20 protein-coding genes and 1 pseudogene are annotated in these 19,282 nt (G+C 63.4%); 10 read left to right on the top strand and 11 right to left on the bottom strand.

What is annotated here, in order from left to right:
* Positions 1-8 precede the first annotated feature (8 nt).
* The 3 genes from WKB25_RS04475 to araD1 all read right to left on the bottom strand — a co-directional run bounded on the left by WKB25_RS04475 (position 9) and on the right by araD1 (position 3,552).
* Positions 9-983, bottom strand: a complete 975-nt coding sequence (locus WKB25_RS04475) for an ABC transporter substrate-binding protein (RefSeq protein WP_340568920.1) — start codon at positions 981-983, stop codon at positions 9-11.
* 94 nt (positions 984-1,077) lie between these two features.
* Positions 1,078-2,508: an aldehyde dehydrogenase family protein gene (locus WKB25_RS04470; RefSeq protein WP_340569125.1), complete on the bottom strand. Its 1,431-nt coding sequence runs from the start codon at positions 2,506-2,508 to the stop codon at positions 1,078-1,080.
* 39 nt (positions 2,509-2,547) lie between these two features.
* Positions 2,548-3,552: an AraD1 family protein gene (gene araD1 / locus WKB25_RS04465; protein ID WP_340568919.1), complete on the bottom strand. Its 1,005-nt coding sequence runs from the start codon at positions 3,550-3,552 to the stop codon at positions 2,548-2,550.
* 170 nt (positions 3,553-3,722) lie between these two features.
* On the opposite strand from araD1, the gene WKB25_RS04460 reads away from it, so the two are divergent.
* Complete coding sequence (locus tag WKB25_RS04460; RefSeq protein WP_340568918.1) at positions 3,723-4,673, top strand: LysR family transcriptional regulator; 951 nt, start codon at positions 3,723-3,725, stop codon at positions 4,671-4,673.
* 50 nt (positions 4,674-4,723) lie between these two features.
* On the opposite strand, the gene WKB25_RS04455 is transcribed toward WKB25_RS04460, so the two are convergent.
* Positions 4,724-5,509, bottom strand: coding sequence for an SDR family oxidoreductase (locus WKB25_RS04455; RefSeq protein WP_340568917.1), 786 nt, complete (start codon positions 5,507-5,509; stop codon positions 4,724-4,726).
* A 189-nt stretch (positions 5,510-5,698) separates the two neighbouring features.
* On the opposite strand from WKB25_RS04455, the gene WKB25_RS04450 reads away from it, so the two are divergent.
* Both WKB25_RS04450 and WKB25_RS04445 read left to right on the top strand, forming a co-directional pair.
* On the top strand, positions 5,699-7,423 hold the full coding sequence (locus tag WKB25_RS04450; RefSeq protein ID WP_340568916.1) for an IlvD/Edd family dehydratase: 1,725 nt from the start codon (positions 5,699-5,701) through the stop codon (positions 7,421-7,423).
* Entirely contained in the window at positions 7,386-8,324 is a 939-nt protein-coding gene (locus tag WKB25_RS04445) for an SMP-30/gluconolactonase/LRE family protein (protein ID WP_340569123.1), read from the top strand. Before WKB25_RS04450 ends, WKB25_RS04445 begins: the two co-directional genes overlap by 38 nt.
* A 32-nt stretch (positions 8,325-8,356) precedes the next feature.
* Here WKB25_RS04445 and WKB25_RS04440 read toward each other — a convergent pair.
* Together WKB25_RS04440 and WKB25_RS04435 are read right to left on the bottom strand one after the other, a co-directional pair.
* Positions 8,357-8,559: pseudogene (locus WKB25_RS04440) on the bottom strand (LysE family transporter); the annotation flags it as partial.
* Positions 8,560-8,700: 141 nt separating this feature from the next.
* The gene (locus WKB25_RS04435; protein ID WP_340568915.1) at positions 8,701-9,684 is read right to left on the bottom strand and encodes a helix-turn-helix domain-containing protein; all 984 of its coding nucleotides are present in this window, start codon (positions 9,682-9,684) and stop codon (positions 8,701-8,703) included.
* 26 nt (positions 9,685-9,710) lie between these two features.
* Here WKB25_RS04435 and WKB25_RS04430 point away from each other — a divergent pair, with 26 nt between their 5' ends.
* Positions 9,711-10,664, top strand: a complete 954-nt coding sequence (locus WKB25_RS04430) for an MBL fold metallo-hydrolase (RefSeq protein ID WP_340568914.1) — start codon at positions 9,711-9,713, stop codon at positions 10,662-10,664.
* Positions 10,661-11,149, top strand: a complete 489-nt coding sequence (locus WKB25_RS04425; protein WP_340568913.1) for an isochorismatase family protein — start codon at positions 10,661-10,663, stop codon at positions 11,147-11,149. The genes WKB25_RS04430 and WKB25_RS04425 overlap by 4 nt, the downstream gene beginning before the upstream one ends.
* Before the next feature lie 428 nt (positions 11,150-11,577).
* Here WKB25_RS04425 and WKB25_RS04420 read toward each other — a convergent pair whose 3' ends face one another.
* The 4 genes from WKB25_RS04420 to arsH all read right to left on the bottom strand — a co-directional run bounded on the left by WKB25_RS04420 (position 11,578) and on the right by arsH (position 14,149).
* Positions 11,578-12,747 carry an XRE family transcriptional regulator gene (locus WKB25_RS04420; RefSeq protein ID WP_026070691.1) on the bottom strand — a complete coding sequence of 390 codons (1,170 nt, stop codon included), beginning with the start codon at positions 12,745-12,747 and terminating at the stop codon, positions 11,578-11,580.
* Positions 12,748-12,757: 10 nt separating this feature from the next.
* Positions 12,758-12,904: a hypothetical protein gene (locus WKB25_RS04415; protein ID WP_340568912.1), complete on the bottom strand. Its 147-nt coding sequence runs from the start codon at positions 12,902-12,904 to the stop codon at positions 12,758-12,760.
* A gap of 88 nt (positions 12,905-12,992) precedes the next feature.
* Positions 12,993-13,412 (bottom strand): arsenate reductase (glutaredoxin), encoded by a 420-nt coding sequence (arsC, locus tag WKB25_RS04410; RefSeq protein WP_340568911.1) that lies wholly within the window; start codon positions 13,410-13,412, stop codon positions 12,993-12,995.
* A complete protein-coding gene (gene arsH / locus WKB25_RS04405; RefSeq protein WP_340568910.1) occupies positions 13,409-14,149 on the bottom strand; it encodes an arsenical resistance protein ArsH in 741 nt (246 codons plus the stop codon). Before arsH ends, arsC begins: the two co-directional genes overlap by 4 nt.
* Positions 14,150-14,188: 39 nt before the next feature.
* Here arsH and WKB25_RS04400 point away from each other — a divergent pair, with 39 nt between their 5' ends.
* Genes WKB25_RS04400 through WKB25_RS04380 form a run of 5 tightly spaced genes read left to right on the top strand, consistent with a single transcriptional unit; the run spans position 14,189 to position 18,199 of the window.
* Entirely contained in the window at positions 14,189-14,503 is a 315-nt protein-coding gene (locus WKB25_RS04400) for a metalloregulator ArsR/SmtB family transcription factor (protein WP_049467965.1), read from the top strand.
* A 25-nt stretch (positions 14,504-14,528) separates the two neighbouring features.
* The gene (locus WKB25_RS04395; protein ID WP_164280052.1) at positions 14,529-15,020 is read left to right on the top strand and encodes an arsenate reductase ArsC; all 492 of its coding nucleotides are present in this window, start codon (positions 14,529-14,531) and stop codon (positions 15,018-15,020) included.
* Positions 15,021-15,040: 20 nt separating this feature from the next.
* Positions 15,041-16,099 (top strand): ACR3 family arsenite efflux transporter, encoded by a 1,059-nt coding sequence (arsB, locus tag WKB25_RS04390; protein ID WP_340568909.1) that lies wholly within the window; start codon positions 15,041-15,043, stop codon positions 16,097-16,099.
* Positions 16,100-16,102: 3 nt separating this feature from the next.
* Positions 16,103-17,089 (top strand): thioredoxin-disulfide reductase, encoded by a 987-nt coding sequence (gene trxB, locus WKB25_RS04385; protein ID WP_340568908.1) that lies wholly within the window; start codon positions 16,103-16,105, stop codon positions 17,087-17,089.
* A gap of 24 nt (positions 17,090-17,113) precedes the next feature.
* Complete coding sequence (locus tag WKB25_RS04380) at positions 17,114-18,199, top strand: ArsO family NAD(P)H-dependent flavin-containing monooxygenase (RefSeq protein WP_340568907.1); 1,086 nt, start codon at positions 17,114-17,116, stop codon at positions 18,197-18,199.
* On the opposite strand, the gene WKB25_RS04375 is transcribed toward WKB25_RS04380, so the two are convergent.
* Positions 18,160-18,693, bottom strand: coding sequence for an arsenate reductase ArsC (locus WKB25_RS04375; protein WP_340568906.1), 534 nt, complete (start codon positions 18,691-18,693; stop codon positions 18,160-18,162). The two genes, WKB25_RS04380 and WKB25_RS04375, sit on opposite strands and share 40 nt — an antisense overlap.
* Positions 18,694-19,282 lie beyond the last annotated feature (589 nt).

Raw genomic sequence — 19,282 nt, 5'->3', positions numbered from 1 at the left:
CCTCCCCCTCAGTAACCGCGACGCGGCAGTTCGGCGGCAGCCTGGTCCTGGGTGAACACACCTTCCTCGACCACCACACGGTGCGGTACCTGTTTGCCGGCCACCACATCGGTCAGCAGCGCGGCCAGCTGGTCGCCGAACAGCGGGTTGCACTCGACGGTCGCGTTGAGCTTGCCTGCCTTCATCGCCTCGAAGGCACCACGCACACCATCGATGGAGACAATGCGGATGTCCTGGCCCGGTTTCAGGCCGGCCTCTTCGATGGCCTGGATGGCGCCGATGGCCATGTCATCGTTGTGCGCGAACAGCACGTCGATGTTGCGGCCTTCCGATTTCAGGAACGCCTCCATCACTTCCTTGCCACGCGCACGGGTGAAATCGCCACTTTGCGAACGCACCACGGTGAAGCGCGGATCGGCGTCGATGATTTCGTGGAAACCCTTCATGCGGTCGATGGCCGGCGCAGAACCTACCGTGCCCTGCAGCTCGGCGATGCGTACCGGGCCCGGGCGCTCCTTGCTGTCCCCAATCAGCCAGCGACCTGCACGGCGTCCTTCTTCGACAAAATCCGAACCGATCAGGGAGGTGTACAGCGAGCTGTCGGACACCTTGACCGCGCGATCGGTCAGCACCACCGGGATGTTGGCGGCCTTCGCTTCGCGCAGCACGTTTTCCCAACCCGATTCGACCACCGGCGAGAAGGCTATGACATCCACGCGCTGGGCAATGAACGAGCGGATCGCCTTGATCTGGTTTTCCTGCTTCTGCTGCGCATCGGAGAACTTCAGGCGGAAGCCTGCCGCTTCCAGGCCCTGTTTGACCGAACGGGTATTGGCCGTGCGCCACTCGCTTTCCGCACCCACCTGGCTGAAGCCGATGGTAGCCTGCGTGGTACCGGCAGCACCGTTGCCGTTGCCACCGCAACCGGCAAGCAGCGCGCACGCGCCCAGCACCGCGCTCAGAACGAAGCGTTTGGTATCCATCTTCCCTCCCTCATATTTTCAGGCCATCACACACGCGGCCGTTCAGCCAACGTGCCTGATGTGCCGGCAGGCCCCTTCCGCCTGCCGGACGGGTTCAGGCCGCGGTGTAGGCGGTCTTGACCGTGGTGTAGAACTCCACGGCGTAACGGCCCTGCTCGCGCGGACCGTAGCTGGAGCCCTTGCGACCGCCGAACGGCACATGCGGATCGACACCTGCAGTGGGCAGGTTGACCATCACCATGCCAACCTGCGCGCTACGCTTGAAGTGCGTGGCGTACTTCAGCGAGGTGGTGACGATGCCACCGCACAGGCCGAACTCGGTGTCGTTGGCCAGCGCCAGGGCGTGCTCGTAATCACGTGCGCGCAGCACCGCCGCCACCGGTCCGAAGATTTCCTCGCGGGCGATGCGATGGTCGGCCTCGACAGCAAACAGCGTCGGCGCAAGGAAATGGCCTTCGGTAGCGCACTGCACCTGCTCGCCGCCGAACAGCAACTGGCCGCCGTCTTCGTGGCCAGCGCGGATGTAGGCCAGGTCGGTATCCAACTGCGCCTTGCTGGCCACCGGACCGATGTGCACGCTGGCATCAAGTGGATTTCCCACCTTGATCTGTGCCAGGCGCTCCTGCACCCGCTTGACGAAGGCATCGTGGATGCCGTCTTCGACGATCAGGCGGCTGGACGCGGTGCAACGCTGGCCGGTGGAAAAGAACGCACCATTTACCGCGCATTCCACGGCCTTGTCGAGGTCGGCGTCGGCCAATACCACCAGCGGGTTCTTACCGCCCATTTCCATCTGGATCTTCAGCCCCCGCGCAGCCGCCTGTCGATGCAGGGCCGTGCCGGTGCCCACCGAACCGGTGAATGTCAGCGCGTCCAGCTTCGGGTGCTCCACCAGCGCCTGGCCAACCACGCGGCCTGCACCCAGCACCATGTTGAATACCCCTTCGGGCAGGCCGGCGCGGCTGATGATCTCGGCGATGGCCCAGGCGCAGCCCGGCACTATCTCGGCCGGCTTGAACACCACGGTGTTGCCGTAAGCCAGGGCCGGGGCGATCTTCCACGCGGGGATCGCCAGCGGGAAATTCCACGGCGCGATGATGCCGACCACGCCGACCGGCTCACGGGTGATTTCCACGTCCACGCCCGGGCGCGTGCTGGCCAGGCGTTCGCCTGGGATGCGCAGCGCTTCACCTGCAAAGAATTTGAAGATCTGCCCGGCACGGGTGGCCTCGCCGATGCTTTCGCCCAGCGTCTTGCCCTCTTCCAGCGCCAGCAGGCGGCCCAGCTCATCACGGCGGGCGATGATCTCGCTGCCGATCGCATCAAGGATGTCGGCGCGCTGCTGCGGATTGCTCAGGCCCCAAGCCGGCGCAGCGGCCGCGGCGGCGTCCACCGCCTGCGAGGTCAGTGCGGCGTCGACGATGCCGTAGGCACCGACCGGCGCCGCCAGATCAGACGGGTTTTCATCCACGCCTTCGCTGCTGCCGACGACCCACTGGCCGTTGATGTAACTCTGGAAACGCATGTTCACGGAACTATCTCCTGTTGCATTGACCATTGCCGCTCAGAGCTCGCCAACACCGCCAAGGGCGAAGCCGGCGGATTCAGCGCGCAGCGGATTGACGAGCGCTGCGCCGAGCGCGGGCAGTTCGATTTCAAACACGTCACCTTCTTCGGCACGCACGTTGTCGGCAAAGCTCAGCGTTGCGGTGCCGAAGAAGTGCAGGTGCACATCGCCTGGACGGCGATGACCGGGATACTTGAAGTGGTGGTACTCGAGGTTGGCCAACGAATGGCACATGTTGGCCTCGCCAGTGACGAAGGGCTTCTCCCAGATCACCACATCGCCACGACGGATGCGGCTGCTGCCCTGCAGATCGGCCGGCAAGGCGCCACTGCGCAGTTCCGGGCCGATGGCGCACGCGCGCAGCTTGGAGTGCGCCAGCAGCAGATAGTTCTGGCGCTCGGTCACGTGGTCGGAGAACTCGTTGCCGATGGCAAAGCCCAGCCGATGCGGGGTGCCGTCGGGACCGATCACGTACAGCCCGACCAGTTCCGGCTCTTCACCTCCATCGAGCGCGAAGGCCGGTGACGGCAGTGCCGCGCCCGGTGCAACCACGATCGCACCGTCGCCCTTGTAGAACCACTCCGGCTGCGCGCCAGGCTGACCGTTGGTGGGAATGCCTCCCTGCAGGCCGGCCTGGAACATGCGCATCGAATCGGTCAGCGGCGCCTCGGCCTGCTGCGACAACTGCTGGTGCATGGCATTGCGGGCGGCGGCACTGCCCAGATGGGTCAGGCCAGTGCCGGTGACCAGGCAATGCGCCGGGTCCGGATGGTGCAGCGGGCTGAGCACCCGACCGGCAACCAGCAGCGCGGCATACTCCAGCAGTTCGCCGCCCAGCAAGGGCGCTGCGGCAGCTTCCAGATCCTGGCCAGCGGCAATGGCGCGCAGGGCCAGGGCGTAGGTGGAATCAACCGCGTCAAGCAGGCGTACCTGCTGGCCATCTGCCAGCACTACGCCCACACGCGTTGCGCCTAGATCATCAACAAGCTGGATAAATCGCATTGTGTTCACCGGAGCCAAGAAGGCCGGGTGCTCCCGGACGCAATCCCGCCTTCCGAAGGATCGCGCCGGATCGGAAGCAGACCCGGAGACCCGATTCTGCCCTTGCAACCAATACACAACAAATATACATTTGCCAATCAATCATACTTAAATGGATATGTGCAGGCCTCATGCATACATCACCCTGGTTCGTGCGCGCCCGCCTCAAGACCCGGCAACTGATGCTGCTGGTGGCCATCGAGGAAGAGGGCAACATCCACCGCGCCGCTGAAGTGTTGAACATGTCCCAGCCGGCTGCATCCAAGCTGCTCAAGGACCTGGAGGACATGATCGCGGTACCGCTGTTCGAGCGATTGCCGCGCGGCATGCGCGCAACCTGGTACGGCGAAAGCATGATCCGCCATGCACGCATCGCGCTGGCCAGCCTGGGCGAAGCCGGTGCCGAAATCGAAGCACTGCGCGGCGGCCATGCCGGCCAGGTGGCCATCGGCACCATTTCCGGCCCGTCGGTAACCCTGCTGCCCACCGCGCTGGCCCGAGTCACGCAACAGCACCCCGACCTGCGCCTGTCGGTGCTGGTGGAAAGCAGCGATGTGCTGCTGGAGCGGCTGTCGCAGAACCGCGTGGACTTCCTTGTCTCCCGCCTGTTTGCCCAGCACGATAAAAGCCAGCTGCACTACGAGGCCCTGGCTGAAGAAGAAGTCTGCGCCATCGCCCGCCGCGGCCATCCGATCTTCCAGATCACGCGACCCGGCCTGCGCGACCTCGCTGCGCACGGCTGGATCGTGCCGCCGGTAGGCAGCGTGCTGCGCCATCGGTTCGAGCTGATGTTCCAGAGCGCCGGGCTGGAGCCGCCGCGGCAGGTGATCGGCACTGCCGCACTGGTGTTCCTGACCAAGATGCTGCAACAGGGCGATTACCTCGCCGTGGTGCCCACCGACGTGGCCCGCCATTACGCCGAGTTCGGCATGGTCGAGGTCGTGCCTGTGGAGCTGTCGTGCCGGATGGATTCGTTCGGCATCATCACCCGCAGCGACTGGCTGCTGTCGCCCGGCGCGACCAACGTGCTGCAGGCGATCAAGCAGGCAGCCAACGAAGTCTACGGTCTGGCGCCCGCCTGATCGGCACAAGGCAGGCGCCCCTCACGGGCGCCCACCAATGACTGCCAGGCTCAGGACCAGCCGGCGTCGACCACGAACTCCTGCGCCGTGCACGCGCGCGACTGGTCAGAGGAGAGGAACAAGGCCATCGCTGCGATGTCGGCCGGCACCACCTTGTCCGGCAGGCACTGGTTACGCTGCAGGTCCTGCTCACCGGCCGCGTCCAGCCACAGCTCCACCTGGCGCTCGGTCATCACCCAGCCCGGGGTGAGCATGTTGATGCGGATGCGCTGCTGGCCCAGTTCGCGTGCCAGCCCGCGGGTCAGTCCCTGCACCGACGATTTGGCCGTGGCATACACCGGGTAACCACCGGTCTTGGTCTGCCAGCCAGTGGACCCCAGGTTGACGATCGATCCACCGCCCAACCGCTGCATGCCCGGCACTACGGCCTGGATGGCAAAGAATGCCGGACGCTGATTGATCGCAATGCGGCGCTCCCAGTACTCCGGCGTCACCTCGGCCAGCGCGTGCCGGTCATCGCTGCCGACGTTGTTGATCAGCGTGTGCACATCACCCAGCGCGGCGCCGGCATCGGCGATGGCCTGTTGCAGCGCTGTCACATCGACCACATCACAACGGCGCCACCACGGTGCTGCCACACCATCAGCCTGCAGCCGCGCAGCCAACGCCGCGCTGGCCGCCTCGTCGATATCGATGAAAGCCACGCGCGCACCCTGCTTGGCGAAGGCCTCCACCATCGCCGCACCGATGCCGCTGCCACCTCCGGTGATGAACACGGTTCTTCCCTGCAGATCGGGGTACTGCGGCACGATGGCCGGGGATGGATCAATGAACACTGGGCAAGCCTCCACTTAAATACATGGCTATTGATAACTTTTTTTATATCGCATTTGGCGATACTTTCATTTTTACCGCATCAATATGCCCTGTAGCATCCGCTCCCGTAAAGCGATTCGTTGCCGCCTCATCTGCATTGATCGCTCGACCATCCCCCCGACCACCTCGTCGCAAGGATCTACGTTCCTATGGGCTCACCGAAACAGCCAAACCGCCGCAGCCAGGACTGGTTCGGCCGGGAAGGCAAGCAAGGCTTCTACTACCGCAGCTGGCTCAAGAGCCTTGGACTGCCCCACGATGTCTTCGATGGTCGCCCCGTAATCGGCATCTGCAACACCTGGTCCGAGTTGACCCCGTGCAACGCCTCGTTCCGCGAACTTGCCGAGCATGTGAAGCGCGGCGTGTGGGAAGCCGGCGGCCTGCCGGTGGAGTTCCCGGTGATGTCGCTGGGCGAAACCCAGGTCAAGCCGACCGCGATGCTGTTCCGCAACCTGGTCAGCATGGACGTGGAGGAATCTATCCGCGCCAACCCGCTGGACGGCGTCGTTCTACTGATGGGCTGTGACAAGACCACGCCATCGTTGCTGATGGGTGCAGCCAGTGTCGATCTACCAACCATTGGACTGTCCGGTGGCCCATCGCTGTCCGGCAACTGGCGCGGTAATCCGGTGGGCTCCGGTACGGGTGTCATCGAGATGTCGGAGATGGTGCGCGCCGGCGACCTCAGCCAGCAAGAATTCGTCGAAGCCGAGGCCAGCATGCAGCGCTCAAAGGGCAGCTGCATGACCATGGGCACCGCCTCGACGATGGCCAGCATGGTTGAAGCACTGGGCATGTCGCTACCAGAAAACGCCGCCATTCCGGCCGTGGATTCACGCCGCTTCCGCCTCGCCCACCTGACCGGTCGACGCATCGTGGAGATGGTCAAGGAAGACCAGGTCATGTCCAGCATCCTTACCCGCTCGGCGTTCGAGAACGCGATCAAGGCCAACGCCGCGATCGGTGGCTCCACCAACGCGGTGATGCACCTGCTGGCGCTGGCCGCACGGCTTGGGGTGAAGCTGGAACTGGAAGACTGGGATCGCCTCGGCTCACGCCTGCCCTGCCTGGTCAACCTCAAGCCGTCGGGCAAGTACCTGATGGAAGACTTCTACTACGCTGGCGGCCTGCCCGCCGTGCTGCGCGAAATTGCCCCGCACCTGGACCTGGACGCAATCACCGCCAACGGGCGCACGCTCGGCGAGAACGTTGCCGACGCACCGTGCTGGAACCGCGATGTGATCCGTCCATTGGATCAGCCGTTCAAGCCCGAGGCCGGCATCGCCGTGATCCGCGGCAACCTGGCGCCCAACGGCGCCGTGATCAAGCCATCGGCCGCCTCACCGCACCTGCTGCAGCATCGCGGTCGCGCAGTGGTGTTCGAGAGCATCGAAGACCTCAAGGCGCGCATCGACGATGAGGCGCTGGACATCGATGAAACCTGCATCATGGTGCTGAAGAACTGCGGTCCGCGCGGCTATCCGGGCATGGCCGAAGTGGGAAACATGCCGCTGCCGCCGAAGCTGCTCAAACGTGGCATCACCGACCTGATCCGCATTTCCGACGCGCGCATGAGCGGCACCGCGTACGGCACCGTTGTGCTGCATACCTCGCCCGAAGCCGCTGCCGGCGGCACGCTGGCATTGGTGCAGAACGGCGACTTCATCGAACTGGACGTGCCCAATCGTCGCCTGCACCTGGACGTGGATGATGTCGAACTGGAGCGGCGCCGTGCGCTGTGGGTCGCGCCGCCGGCGCCGACCCGCGGCTGGGCCAGGCTCTACGTCGACCATGTGCAGCAGGCACATCTGGGCGCCGACCTTGACATCCTCGTTGGTGGAAGCAGTCATAGCGTCACCCGCGACTCGCATTGAACCCATGATCCACCCCTCCCTCACCCTCACCGCCCAAGCACACTGCATCTGGCCTTTGGGCGCGACCCTCGGCGAAGGCGCTACCTGGTCGGTGCGCGAACAGGCGGTGTACTTCGTCGATATCCTCGGCCGTCGCCTGCACCGTTATAAGCCGGCCGATGGACAGCGCAGAAGCTGGGCCTTCGATGAGGAAATCACAGCGCTGGCCGAGCGCCGGGAGCATGCGGGCCTGCTGGTCAGCCTGCGCCAGGACCTGGCCCTGTTCGATCCAGAAACCGGGCACCTGCAGCGTCTGCATCGCCCGGAGCCGGACAGGCCAGACAATCGCTTGAACGATGGAAAGTGCGATGCCGCCGGGCGGTGGTGGATCGGTAGTACGGACTTCCAGTGCGAGGCCGCAACGGGTGCGTTGTACCGCTACCACGAGGGACGCTGCGAACGGATGCGCGACGGCATCCATATCAGCAACGGCCCAGTCTGGTCCGCCGACGGGACCCAGATGTTTCTCAACGAAACCGGTGCGCTGCGTACCTGGCGTCATGCATTTGATCCGCACACCGGTGAGTTGGGCCCAGCTGAGCTCTGGCTGCAGCATGACGAGGCCGACGGCGCTCCCGATGGCATGGTCACCGACAGTGCCGGCTGCATCTGGATTGCCCGCTGGGGCGGCGCAAAGATCACGCGCCACGATGAGACAGGGGCGCTTGTTGGTCAGGTCACGTTGCCTACGCAGTTCATCACCAGCGCCTGCTTCGGCGGCAAGGATCTGCGCACGCTGTACATCACCAGCGCGCTTGGCGAGCTGACCTCGGAGCAGTTGAAGGATCAGCCTTTGGCGGGCGGGCTCTTTGCTGTGGAGCTTGAGATCGACGGTCCGCAGGCCGCTGCTTTCGCTGGGTGAAGATGGCTTGCTTGGTGCACTAAGCTCACCCGTAGTGGCTTGAGCAGCAGCAGAAGGCTTAGTCCAAACACGAAGGCGGTCATCGCGCTGTCGAGCCCCCCCGCCACGCGGTCGGCTTCTTGAACACCAGCACCAACAGCCGGGCGCCGTAGCCCAGCAGCCGGAACCACACCACACTGGCGCAACAGGCGCCCAGTGCGAACGCTCAGCGGATCTCAAGCGGACAGCCATAGCGGCAAGGGTCGGGGGAGGTCTCTTCTGTTGACCTGAGTCCGCTTTCGGCCAGAAGCGGACTTAGCCAAGGGTACTTTGATGTGCTCAAACACGGGCGTGTTCGGCTATCCAACCTCTGGGAGCGCGTTGGAGCGGGACGGTATCACCCATCTAGAGAAAAGGTACGCCTCCAGTTGCGCGGACTCATATTGTATGTCCGGTTGAAGCTCTGTCGGAACGAGACGGACGTCCGGTAACCGGATTGCTCTGCCACCTGTTCGATCGACAGGGCGGTCGACTCGAGCAATTCCTTGGCACGCCTCAATCGCTCAGCCTCCAGCCAGGCCCCCACCGTCATGCCGGTGGCCTTGCGGAACCGTCGGGTGAACGTCCGCCGACTCATCGCGACACGGTTCGCCAGTTCATCGAGCGAGTGGTCCTCCTGCAGGTTCCCGCGCATATGGTCGAGCAACCCGCTCAACAAGGCATCGTGCGACGAGCTAGGTACTGGTTGGTCAATGTACTGGGACTGGCCTCCCTCGCGGTGGGGCGGCAGGACCATCAGGCGGGCAACCGAATTGGCCTCGCGGGCTCCGCAGAGCTTCCTGACCAGATACATGCAGCAATCCAGCGCTGCACCCGTACCTGCTGAAGTCACGATGCGGTCCTCGTCGACGTAAAGTGCGTTCATGTCCAGATTCACGCAGGGAAACCTTGCGCCGAAATCGGCTTCGGCTACCCAATGGGTCGACGCACGCCGGCCATCCAGCAGCCCGGCATAGGCCAGCGCATAGGCGCCATAACAGAGTCCGACCACATGCGCACCCCGGCGGTGCGAGGCGACTAGCCTGGCCGCCAGTTCACTGCTGGGCGGTGTGCCCAGGTCCGCCCAGCCCGGAACAACGACCACTTCTGCGTCGTCCAGCAGGTCCAGCCCACCGCTGCTGCTGACACCTACCTGGCCACCCGTCAGAGTCACCAGGGGCTGCTCTGCAGCAATGCGGACATTGAACAGGCGACGATCATCCGGGCTGATGTCGAAGATCATCAGTGGAACTGACAGATGGAAGGCGCTGATTCCCTGCGGGGCGACGACGACCACGTTTATTGGGCAATGAGCAGGTTCTGTAGCATGGCGGTTGATCATGGCCTGATTCCATCGATTATGGTCCCTTGGGCCAGTATTGTGCTCGGCACGGAAGCGTCAAGCTCTGTTTTACGAATTCATACAGAGTCTGCGCCATGAAAATGATGTCACTCGCGATCGCCACCCTGCTGGCCTTTGGCCTGCAGGCCGATGTACACGCAGCGGACAACCCGCCAGGTACCACATCCATCCAGCAGATCCGCAATGCCACCGCGAAGATCGCCTACGGCGACACGGTGCTACTGATCGATCCGATGCTGGCCACCAAGGGCGCCTACCCCGGCTTCCCGGATACCTACCGCAGCGAGTTGCGCAACCCGACCGTCGATCTCCCCTTCGATGTCGCCCAGGTACTCAAGGGCGTGGATGCGGTGTTGCTGACCCATACCCACCTGGATCACTGGGATCCCGCCGCAGAGACGTTGATTCCGCGGCGGATGCCCATGTTCGTCCAGAATGAGGAAGACGCTGCTCTGCTTCGCGGCAAGGGATTCGAAGATGTGCGGATACTACCCGCGCAAGAGACAATTGGCGGGGTGAAGATCTCGCGCGTCGCCGCCCAGCACGGCTCAGCCGCAATGTTGAAGGTGGAGCCGCTGGCGAAGCTGCTGGGCAGCGTGACCGGTTTTGTTTTCGAGAAGGCCGGTGAGCCGACCATCTACGTTGCAGGTGACACCGTCTGGACCGGCGACGTGCAGGATGCAATCAAGCGCTACACGCCGGATGTCATTGTGCTGAACACTGGCGATGCGCGGGTCAAAGGTTTCGACACTGGCATCATCATGGGCGTTGATGACACCTCGCGTGTGCATGCGCTGGCGCCCAAGGCAAAGATCGTTGCCGTGCACATGGATGCGGTGAACCACATGACCGTGTCCCGCGCCGATCTGCGTCGCTATGTCACCGCGAAGGCCATCCAGGACAGTGTGCTGGTCCCTGAAGACGGCGAGACCCTTACGTTCCAGGGGAACAAGAAATGAAGACTGCACTGATCATCGTGGACATCCAAAACGACTACTTCCCCAGCGGCCGATTCCCGCTCGAGAACAGCGAGCCGGCTCTGGCCGCAACACTGGAGGCCATCGCACAGTCCAGGCAGGCCGGTGAGGTGGTAATAGGCATCCAGCACATCTCGCCCAGCAACGGCCCCTTCCTGGCAAGAGGCACGGCGGGCGCCGACCTGCATCCGGCCATTGCGGATGCGCTGGAAGGCTGCGTGGTGATCGAGAAGCACCAGGCTGACAGCTTCCTGGGCACCACCCTTGGACAGGAGCTTGCCGCCCGGAATGTCTCCGCCATCCGGCTGGTCGGCATGATGACCCAGCACTGCGTTACGCACACGGCACTGTCGCCCGAAGCTGCTCGCCTTGATGTGACCATCCTTGGTGCGGGCTGCGCGGCACCAACGGCCATGATCAGCGATATCGCGTTGTCGGGCCTGGCGGGGCGCTGCCGGGTGGTTTGAATCCGGAGCTCGGCGCGGATGACCTACAGCTGCAACAGCCCCACTAACCATCCGCGTCTGGACTGGGTTGGGCTGTCCGCAGTTGAGGATGGCGCATCCCCGGACGTGCGGGCGACATTCCGTCAATGACCGGATCCACGCCTTGCCCCCCGGATCAGCGCTACCTGATTGCCGACTGGCTCAGCGCCTAGCCTTCGTTGGTCACCATGCACAGAAAACGCCTGTCTGGATAGTCGATATCAGCTCGCAAGATGACTCTCCAGCCAGCACCTTGGCGACCTGTGCCCCCTGATCTCCGTTGCTTGTAGTGAGGCGAGGACTCGCTGTTGCGGCACGTCCGCTTTCGGCCATCAGCAGACCGATGCTCCTTCTCGAATCCAAAAACAAGCATACCCTACGAGGGACCCGCCCAAGTCTCACTCCCGATACTAGCCCTTGACCAAACGCAAGTTGGCCCTTCTCGCGGCAGGCTCAGCCATTCTCGGCGCTCCACCCTTCAGTGCGTTGAGCATCAGCCCAAACGTAAGCTCGTTAATCTCGTCAGAAAAGATCGCTAGCTGTTGGGCAACATCCGCTTTCGACAAGCCTTCTTCGCGAAGTGCTCCGAATACCTTTTCAAGCACTAATGATTTCTCGTGCGGCACACCTTCAGGCTCCGACTTGCGGTAGCCCGCTTGCGCTAGCTGGATGCAAAGCGTGCGGTAGGTCCAGTCAGTTGTCAGGCCAAGGGCATGCATCCGGTAGTTCAGCGCTGCCAAGGAGACTGCCCAGTGCTTCTTGTGCCGGATGAGACTCGATAGCGTCGGGGCACGCGGCGCCATGGCAAGCACGCTCGCCCGCGGCATGAGAAAAGCGGACGCAAACGCATTTGCCTCGCGCTCCAGGTCGGGACCATGGGGTTGGGCATGTTGGTGTAGCACCAGGTGGCCCAGCTCATGCGCGGCATCAAACCGGCAGTGTTCGGCCGACTTGAACGTATTGAGGAAGACGTAGGGCCGGCCGCCACTCCACATCGAAAAGGCATCCACTTCCTTGGCATCGATTGCCAGGGAATAGACCCGGATGCCCTTGGATTCCAGCAAGGCAATCATGTTCTTGACCGGCAACTCGCCGATGCCCCAGTGAGCGCGCAGCATTTCTGCCGCCGTCTCCGGAGTCTGGGAAGAAGACGATGTCGGATAGGCTTCTGGCTCTTGAGCGTGTTTGTGCACGCTAACGGGGCGACTGTCTCCTCCCTCGCGCCCCAAATCCGGAACGTCAGGGTCTGGCAGGGCGAACCGCGCCTCAATCCATTCGTTCAACAGCAGGGCAACAGCGCCCGCACCAAGCGCGGTGTCGCGCTGGCTGGCTGTCATTTTCGAAAGCGAACGGAAACTCGCCACATCGGGGTGAGGAACTTCCGGGTCCACACCAAAGAAAAAGGCTTCGGGGAACCGAAGCGCTTCCGATAGCTTTCTAAGCGTATTGGCCTCTGGCTCTTGGGAGCCCGTCTCGTAGTTGGAGACGGACTTCTCTGTTACCCCAATTTTTTCGGCCAACTCACGCTTTTTCATCCCTCGCCGTTTGCGGGCGAGGGTAAGCCGTAAAGCATTGAACATAGCAACCTCGTCACGCTTTGCGGCGGATCTCAATGTCGATGTCAGGACCACCCGGCTCGAGGATTTCCGTCAGGTCATCGTCAAACGGAATGCTACCGAGCACGATGCGTTCCGACCACGAAGTGATCTTGCCGTCATTACCGATTTCAGCCGGCAATGACAGTTCAAAGCGGATCTCACCCTTGGACGTATCCGTGTGCCCGTCTATGGTTCTCAACGGCGGCGAGCCCAGCCCGGCACTGGGATCACGGCGTCGAGCTTCCGGCGTTCCCGGTCACCATCTCCCCATCTTCCTTTCGGAACGGTCCGGGTAGCGGCGGCAGGATCTCCAGCACCACCTCCGAAGGCCGACACAGACGAGTACCCCTATCGGTTTGCACGAAAGGACGATTGATGAGTATCGGGTGCGCCACCATCGCGTCAAGCAGCGCGTCATCGCTCAGTGCTGCATCGCCCAGTGCCAGCTCGTCATACGGCGTGCCCTTCTGCCGGATGGCGTCGCGCACGCTCAAGCCCGCGGCCCTGATGAGGTCGACCAGGCGCGCGCGGCTGGGCGGGTGGGCCAGGTAGTCGATCACTTCCGGTTCGATCCCGGCGAAGCGGATCATCGCCAGGGTGTTGCGCGAGGTGCCGCACTTGGGGTTGTGGTAGATGACCGCGTTCACGCACTTTCCTCCTCGTTCAAAACAGTTTCCACCACCCCTGCAGCGGCCGCCAGCGCCGCCGCCTCGATGGCCCCCTTGCGCTCGCTGTAACGGTCCACCAGGTAGTCGCTGCGCCCACGCACCAGCAGGGTGAACTTGACCAGTTCCTCCATGACGTCCACCACGCGATCGTAGTACGCCGAAGGCTTCATTCGACCTTCGTCGTCGAACTCCTGCCAGGCTTTGGCGACCGAGGACTGGTTGGGGATCGTCACCATCCGCATCCACCGGCCGAGCACACGCAGCGCGTTGACGACGTTGAACGACTGCGAGCCGCCGCAGACCTGCATCACGGCCAGCGTGCGGCCTTGGGTGGGGCGCACGCTGCCCTCTTCCAGTGGCAGCCAGTCGATCTGGTTCTTGAATACCGCGGTAAGGGTGCCATGGCGTTCCGGGCTGACCCACACTTGGCCCTCCGACCACAGCGAGGCCTGGCGCAGCTCCTGCACCTTTGGGTGGGTGGCTGGCACCGAGTCAAGCATCGGCAGCTCGTGTGGGTCGAACAGGCGGGTTTCCGCCCCGAGCTGTTCCAGCAGCCGCTGCGCCTCCAGCGCCAGCTTGCGGCTGAACGACTGAGGCCGCAGCGAGCCGTACAGGATCAGGATGCGCGGGCGGTGCGGCTGCGCGGCCGGGTCGTTGAGCTTGGTGGCCGTCGGGATGTCCAAGGCACCTGGGACCACGTTGGGGATCTGCTGCACGGGGTTGTCCTGCGGTATCGATTCCATTATTCTAGAATCATGGAACATAAAACTGCAACCCACGCTCTTGCTGCCTTGGGCCACGCCACCCGCCTGTCGATCTTCCGCCTGCTGGTACAGGCCGGCAGCGGCGGCAAGCTGGCCGGCGACATTGCCCAGACGCTCTGCTTGCCTGGCGCCACGCTCTCCTTCCACCTGAAGGAACTGTTGGCTGCGGGCCTGATCAGCGCCGAGCAACGTGGTCGGACGATCTGCTACCGGGCCGAGTTCGAGGCGATGACCGCATTGGTGGCCTATCTCACGGAGAACTGTTGTGCCGACGAACAGGCCTGCGAACGCCCCGCTGGCTGCTGACCAACCCACTTTGGAGATCGCTCAGATGACCCGTCGCGTCCTGTTCTTGTGTACCGGTAATTCCGCTCGCAGCGTGTTGGCCGAATCAACCCTGAAAAAGTGGGGCCAAGGCCGCTACGAGTCCTTCAGCGCCGGCAGCCAGCCGGCCGGCCGCGTCAACCCGTTTGCCATTGCTCAGTTGCAGCGCGAGGGTTTCCCGGTGGACGGCCTTCGCAGCAAGTCGTGGGACGAGTTCGCCGAAGCGGATGCCGCGCCGATGGATCTGATCGTCACCGTCTGCGACAGCGCGGCGGCCGAGGCATGCCCGGTAGTGTTCGGCGACTTTGTACGGGTGCACTGGGGCCTGTTCGATCCGGCCGGCGTTGAAGGCTCGGACGGAGAGAAAGCCGAAGCCTTCGATCGCGCGCACCAGATCATCAAGGCGCGCCTGAGGGCGTTCCTGGAGATCTCCGACAGCGTCTGGGATGACAGCGAGGCCCTCAAGGCGCGGCTCGACCCGATCGCACAGATCAACTGACCGTCCTTCCGGAAATCCCCATGACCACTGATACCTCCCGCCTGTCCTTCCTGGACCGGTATCTCACGCTCTGGATCTTCGCCGCCATGGCGCTCGGCGTCGGCCTGGGGGCATTGTTCGAGGGTGTGCCCAGCGCGTTGAACAGCCTGTCCATAGGGTCGACCAACATCCCGATCGCGATCGGCCTGATCCTGATGATGTATCCGCCGCTGGCCAAGGTGAAGTACGAAGAACTGCCGCGGGTTTTCGCCGACAAGCGGGTGCTGATGCTCTCGTTGCTGCAGAACTGGATCGTCGGTCCGTTCCTGATGTTCGGCCTGGCCGTGCTGTTCCTGCGCGACTACCCCGAGTACATGACTGGCCTAATCCTGATCGGGCTGGCTCGCTGCATCGCCATGGTGCTGGTGTGGAACCAGCTCGCACGCGGCGACGCCCAGTATGTTGCTGGACTGGTGGCATTCAACTCGATCTTCCAGATCGCACTTTTCAGCGTCTACGCGTGGTTTTTCCTGTCCTGGCTGCCGCCGGTGTTCGGTCTGCAGGGCAGCGTCATCGATGTCAGTTTCTGGACCATCGTCGAGGCTGTTCTAATCTACCTTGGCATCCCGTTCCTGGCCGGCTTCCTCACCAGTCGGCGGCTGAAGGCGCGTAAGGGTGGGCGCTGGTATGAAGAGAAATTCCTGCCTGCAATCAGTCCGATCACCTTGGCTGCGCTGCTGTTCACCATCGTAGCGATGTTCAGCCTGAAGGGCGGCGACGTGCTGCGGATTCCGATGGACGCGGTACGCATTGCGATCCCGCTGACGCTGTACTTCATCATCCAGTTCGTCATCAGCTTCTTCATGGGCAAGCTGATCGCCAAAGACTATCCCCGTACCACCGCGATCGCGTTCACCGCAGCAGGCAACAACTTCGAACTGGCGATCGCGGTGGCCATCGCGGCCTTCGGCCTGGCCTCGCCGGTCGCATTCGCCGCTGTCATCGGCCCGCTGGTGGAAGTGCCGGTGCTGATCCTGCTGGTCCACGTCGCCTTGCGGCTGGGCAAACGCTACTTTCCTGCCGATGCACGGAGCCGCTGAGCCATGAGCACCACCCGACACATTCCATTGCTGATCCTTGGTTCCGGCCCGGCCGGCTGGACCGCCGCCGTCTACGCCGCCCGCGCCAACCTGAAGCCGGTAGTGATCACCGGCCTGCAGCAGGGTGGCCAGCTGATGACCACCACCGAAGTGGACAACTGGCCGGGTGACGCCCATGGCCTGATGGGCCCGGACCTGATGGCGCGCATGCAGGCCCACGCCGAGCGCTTCGAGACCGAGGTCATCTTCGACCACATCCACACGGCGGATCTGTCGCAGCGCCCGTTCAAGCTGATCGGCGACAGCCACGAGTACACCTGTGACGCCCTGATCATCTCCACCGGCGCGACCGCCAAGTACCTGGGCATCCCGACCGAAGACGAGTTCAAGGGCCGCGGCGTGTCCGCCTGCGCCACCTGCGACGGCTTCTTCTACCGCGAGCAGGACGTGGTCGTGGTTGGCGGCGGCAACACCGCCGTGGAAGAAGCGCTGTACCTGTCCAACATCGCCCGCAAGGTCTACCTGGTCCACCGCCGCGACACCCTGAAGGCGGAAAAGATCATGCAGGACAAGCTGTTCGCCAAGGTCGAAGCCGGCAAGATCGAAACTGTCTGGCACCACCAGGTGGAGGAAGTGCTGGGCAACGAGGCCGGCGTGACCGGCGTGCGCGTGAAGTCGACCCTGGACGGCAGCACCCGCGACATCGACGCGCACGGCTTCTTTGTGGCCATCGGCCACCACCCGAACACCCAGCTGTTCGACGGCCAGCTGACCATGAACAACGGTTACCTGGAAATCCGTTCGGGCCTGGGCGGCAACGCCACCCAGACCTCGGTGGAAGGCGTGTTCGCCGCCGGCGACGTGGCCGACCAGCACTACCGCCAGGCCATCACCTCGGCCGGTTTCGGCTGCATGGCCGCATTGGACGCGGAGCGCTATCTGGATGCACTTAAGATCTCCGATCAACAGCAGCACAAGAACGCCGCCTGAGTGCAGCGGTGTGAGGAAGTCCAGATGGACAACGTCGATGTGGTGGTGATCGGAGGTGGCCAGGCGGGTCTTTCGGCTGGCTACTTTCTGCGTCGCAGCGGGCTGTCCTATGTGATTCTTGATGCCGAAACGTCACCTGGCGGGGCGTGGCAGCATGCGTGGAAATCCCTGCATCTGTTCTCGCCGGCGGGCTGGAGCTCGATTCCCGGTTGGCCGATGCCTGCTACCCGGGAACCGTACCCGTCGCAGGCGGAAGTGCTCGACTACCTCGCGCGCTACGAGCATAAATATGCGCTGCCTGTCATCCGTCCCGTGCAGGTGAAACGCATCAGCCGCTCGGGGAGCCGGCTGCGGGTGGAAGCAGATGACGGCCGGCAGTGGCAGACACGTGCAGTGATCAGCGCCACGGGTACGTGGCGGCATCCCTGCACGCCCGGATATGAAGGTCTGGACGCTTTCGGCGGCGTGCAGCTGCACTCGGCCCACTACAGCCATCCCGAACCCTTCGCCGGAATGCGCGTGGCCATCATCGGCAGCGGCAACTCAGGCGCACAGATTCTGGCCGAGGTCTCCAAGGTGGCCGAGACCACCTGGATCACCCAGCGGGAGCCAGCCTTCCTGGCCGACGATGTCGACGGGCGCGTTCTGTTCGCACGCGCAACCGAGAAGTGGAGGGCTCAGCAGGAAGGACGCGAGCCGGATGTTCCGCAGGGTGGTTTTGGCGACATCGTCATGGTGCCGCCGGTGGTGGACGCACGGCGCCGCGGTGTACTGGTCTCCATGCCGCCCCCCGTCCGTTTCACCGCCACCGGCATGCAGTGGGCAGATGGCAGCGAACGCAACTTCGACGCAGTGATCTGGTGCACCGGCTTCCGGCCGGCGTTGTCGCACCTGGAAGGACTGGGCATTGTCAACGCTCAGGGTCGGATCGACGTGGATGACACCCAGGTTCGGTCGGTCGCAGCGCCATCGGTCTGGCCGCTTGGCTATGGCGACTGGAATGGCGCAGCGTCGGCCACGCTGATCGGGGTGACCCGATACGCGCGCGAGGCAGTAAGGCAGATCAGCGACTACGTCGGGGAGGCTTCTCCGCTGTCATCTGGCGCGTGAGCCTCGGCGCCATTGCCCAGCGCCCGCACCTGCGATTGCAGGGCCATGCGGTCCAGCGCTTCAGGCTTGAGCGCCAACAGCAATCCGAGACGGTGCTGGAGCTGGTGAAGCGTGCTCAGGAACGCCTTATGGACCTGCTCAGCACTGCCCTGCACTGCGGCCGGGTCGGGGATTCCCCAGTGGGCGGTAGCCGGGTGACCTGGCCACACGGGACACGCTTCACCCGCGGCGCGATCGCACACGGTCACGATGAGATCCATCTGCGGTGCTTGCGGACCTGCGAATGCCTCCCACGGCTTGCTCGACAGCCCGGCAACGTCGAAGCCAATCTCCGAGAGCACCTGCAGGGCCACTGGATGAACTACGCCCTTGGGATGACTGCCGGCACTGTAAGCGCGGATACGTTCACGCCCTAGATGGCTGGCCAGTGCTTCGGCAAGAATGCTGCGCGCCGAGTTGCCTGTGCAGAGGAACAGAACATTCAGGGTACGCATATCATCGCAACCATTTATCTAGAATAATCGAAGTATTGCCTTACCATATGTCAGTTAGATGACTGTCGGAAAGGATGCGGCACCCCTCGGTGCCCGCTTGGCTCATTCGTTCAATGACCCGACGACAGCGCGGCGCTTGGCGTACGGTGCTTTCCCAGACGGTCTACCAAGGTCTCACTTGCATCGTTGAGACCGCACACTTCAACGGTCGCGCCGTGCTCGCGCAGCTTCTACTGTGTGCAGCATCCCGAGTACTCCACATCCGAAGGGGTGAGCAACAACGCGGCAGAGACCTGGAACAGCAGGATACGACGGCACGAGTACGGCGTAGCCCACGGCTTCCGCCCTACCTATATCCAGGATTACGCCTGCGAGATGGTCTGGCGGGAAATTACCGCCGGGCCTGCCAGAGATCTCGCGTTCATGCTCTTCTCAAAAGCATGGTCCAGTCCCCTCGGTTAATCTGGTGGCGAGGATACTTCCAAGGCCACCACCGCGAAGGTGAGCTGACCATCGAGTACTTCCTGTCCAAGACGGGGTCAGTCTCGGCGTGAGCATGGAGGTGCCTTCCGCCGAAAGAAAGTCGGGC

It is taken from the genome of Stenotrophomonas sp. G106K1, assembly GCF_037969685.1.
Lineage (GTDB): Bacteria > Pseudomonadota > Gammaproteobacteria > Xanthomonadales > Xanthomonadaceae > Stenotrophomonas > Stenotrophomonas lactitubi.
This window is presented reverse-complemented; position numbering and strand designations above follow the sequence as displayed.

Bases quoted from the DNA above. Each gene is read 5' to 3' on its own strand.
- araD1 (WP_340568919.1), bottom strand. From the start codon at position 3,552: ATGCGATTTATCCAGCTTGTTGATGATCTAGGCGCAACGCGTGTGGGC.
- trxB (WP_340568908.1), top strand. From the start codon at position 16,103: ATGAGCACCACCCGACACATTCCATTGCTGATCCTTGGTTCCGGCCCG.
- WKB25_RS04460 (WP_340568918.1), top strand. From the start codon at position 3,723: ATGCATACATCACCCTGGTTCGTGCGCGCCCGCCTCAAGACCCGGCAA.
- WKB25_RS04470 (WP_340569125.1), bottom strand. From the start codon at position 2,508: ATGCGTTTCCAGAGTTACATCAACGGCCAGTGGGTCGTCGGCAGCAGC.
- WKB25_RS04375 (WP_340568906.1), bottom strand. From the start codon at position 18,693: ATGCGTACCCTGAATGTTCTGTTCCTCTGCACAGGCAACTCGGCGCGC.
- WKB25_RS04425 (WP_340568913.1), top strand. From the start codon at position 10,661: ATGAAGACTGCACTGATCATCGTGGACATCCAAAACGACTACTTCCCC.
- WKB25_RS04475 (WP_340568920.1), bottom strand. From the start codon at position 983: ATGGATACCAAACGCTTCGTTCTGAGCGCGGTGCTGGGCGCGTGCGCG.
- WKB25_RS04380 (WP_340568907.1), top strand. From the start codon at position 17,114: ATGGACAACGTCGATGTGGTGGTGATCGGAGGTGGCCAGGCGGGTCTT.
- WKB25_RS04400 (WP_049467965.1), top strand. From the start codon at position 14,189: ATGGAACATAAAACTGCAACCCACGCTCTTGCTGCCTTGGGCCACGCC.
- WKB25_RS04395 (WP_164280052.1), top strand. From the start codon at position 14,529: ATGACCCGTCGCGTCCTGTTCTTGTGTACCGGTAATTCCGCTCGCAGC.
- WKB25_RS04420 (WP_026070691.1), bottom strand. From the start codon at position 12,747: ATGTTCAATGCTTTACGGCTTACCCTCGCCCGCAAACGGCGAGGGATG.
- WKB25_RS04435 (WP_340568915.1), bottom strand. From the start codon at position 9,684: ATGATCAACCGCCATGCTACAGAACCTGCTCATTGCCCAATAAACGTG.
- arsB (WP_340568909.1), top strand. From the start codon at position 15,041: ATGACCACTGATACCTCCCGCCTGTCCTTCCTGGACCGGTATCTCACG.
- WKB25_RS04450 (WP_340568916.1), top strand. From the start codon at position 5,699: ATGGGCTCACCGAAACAGCCAAACCGCCGCAGCCAGGACTGGTTCGGC.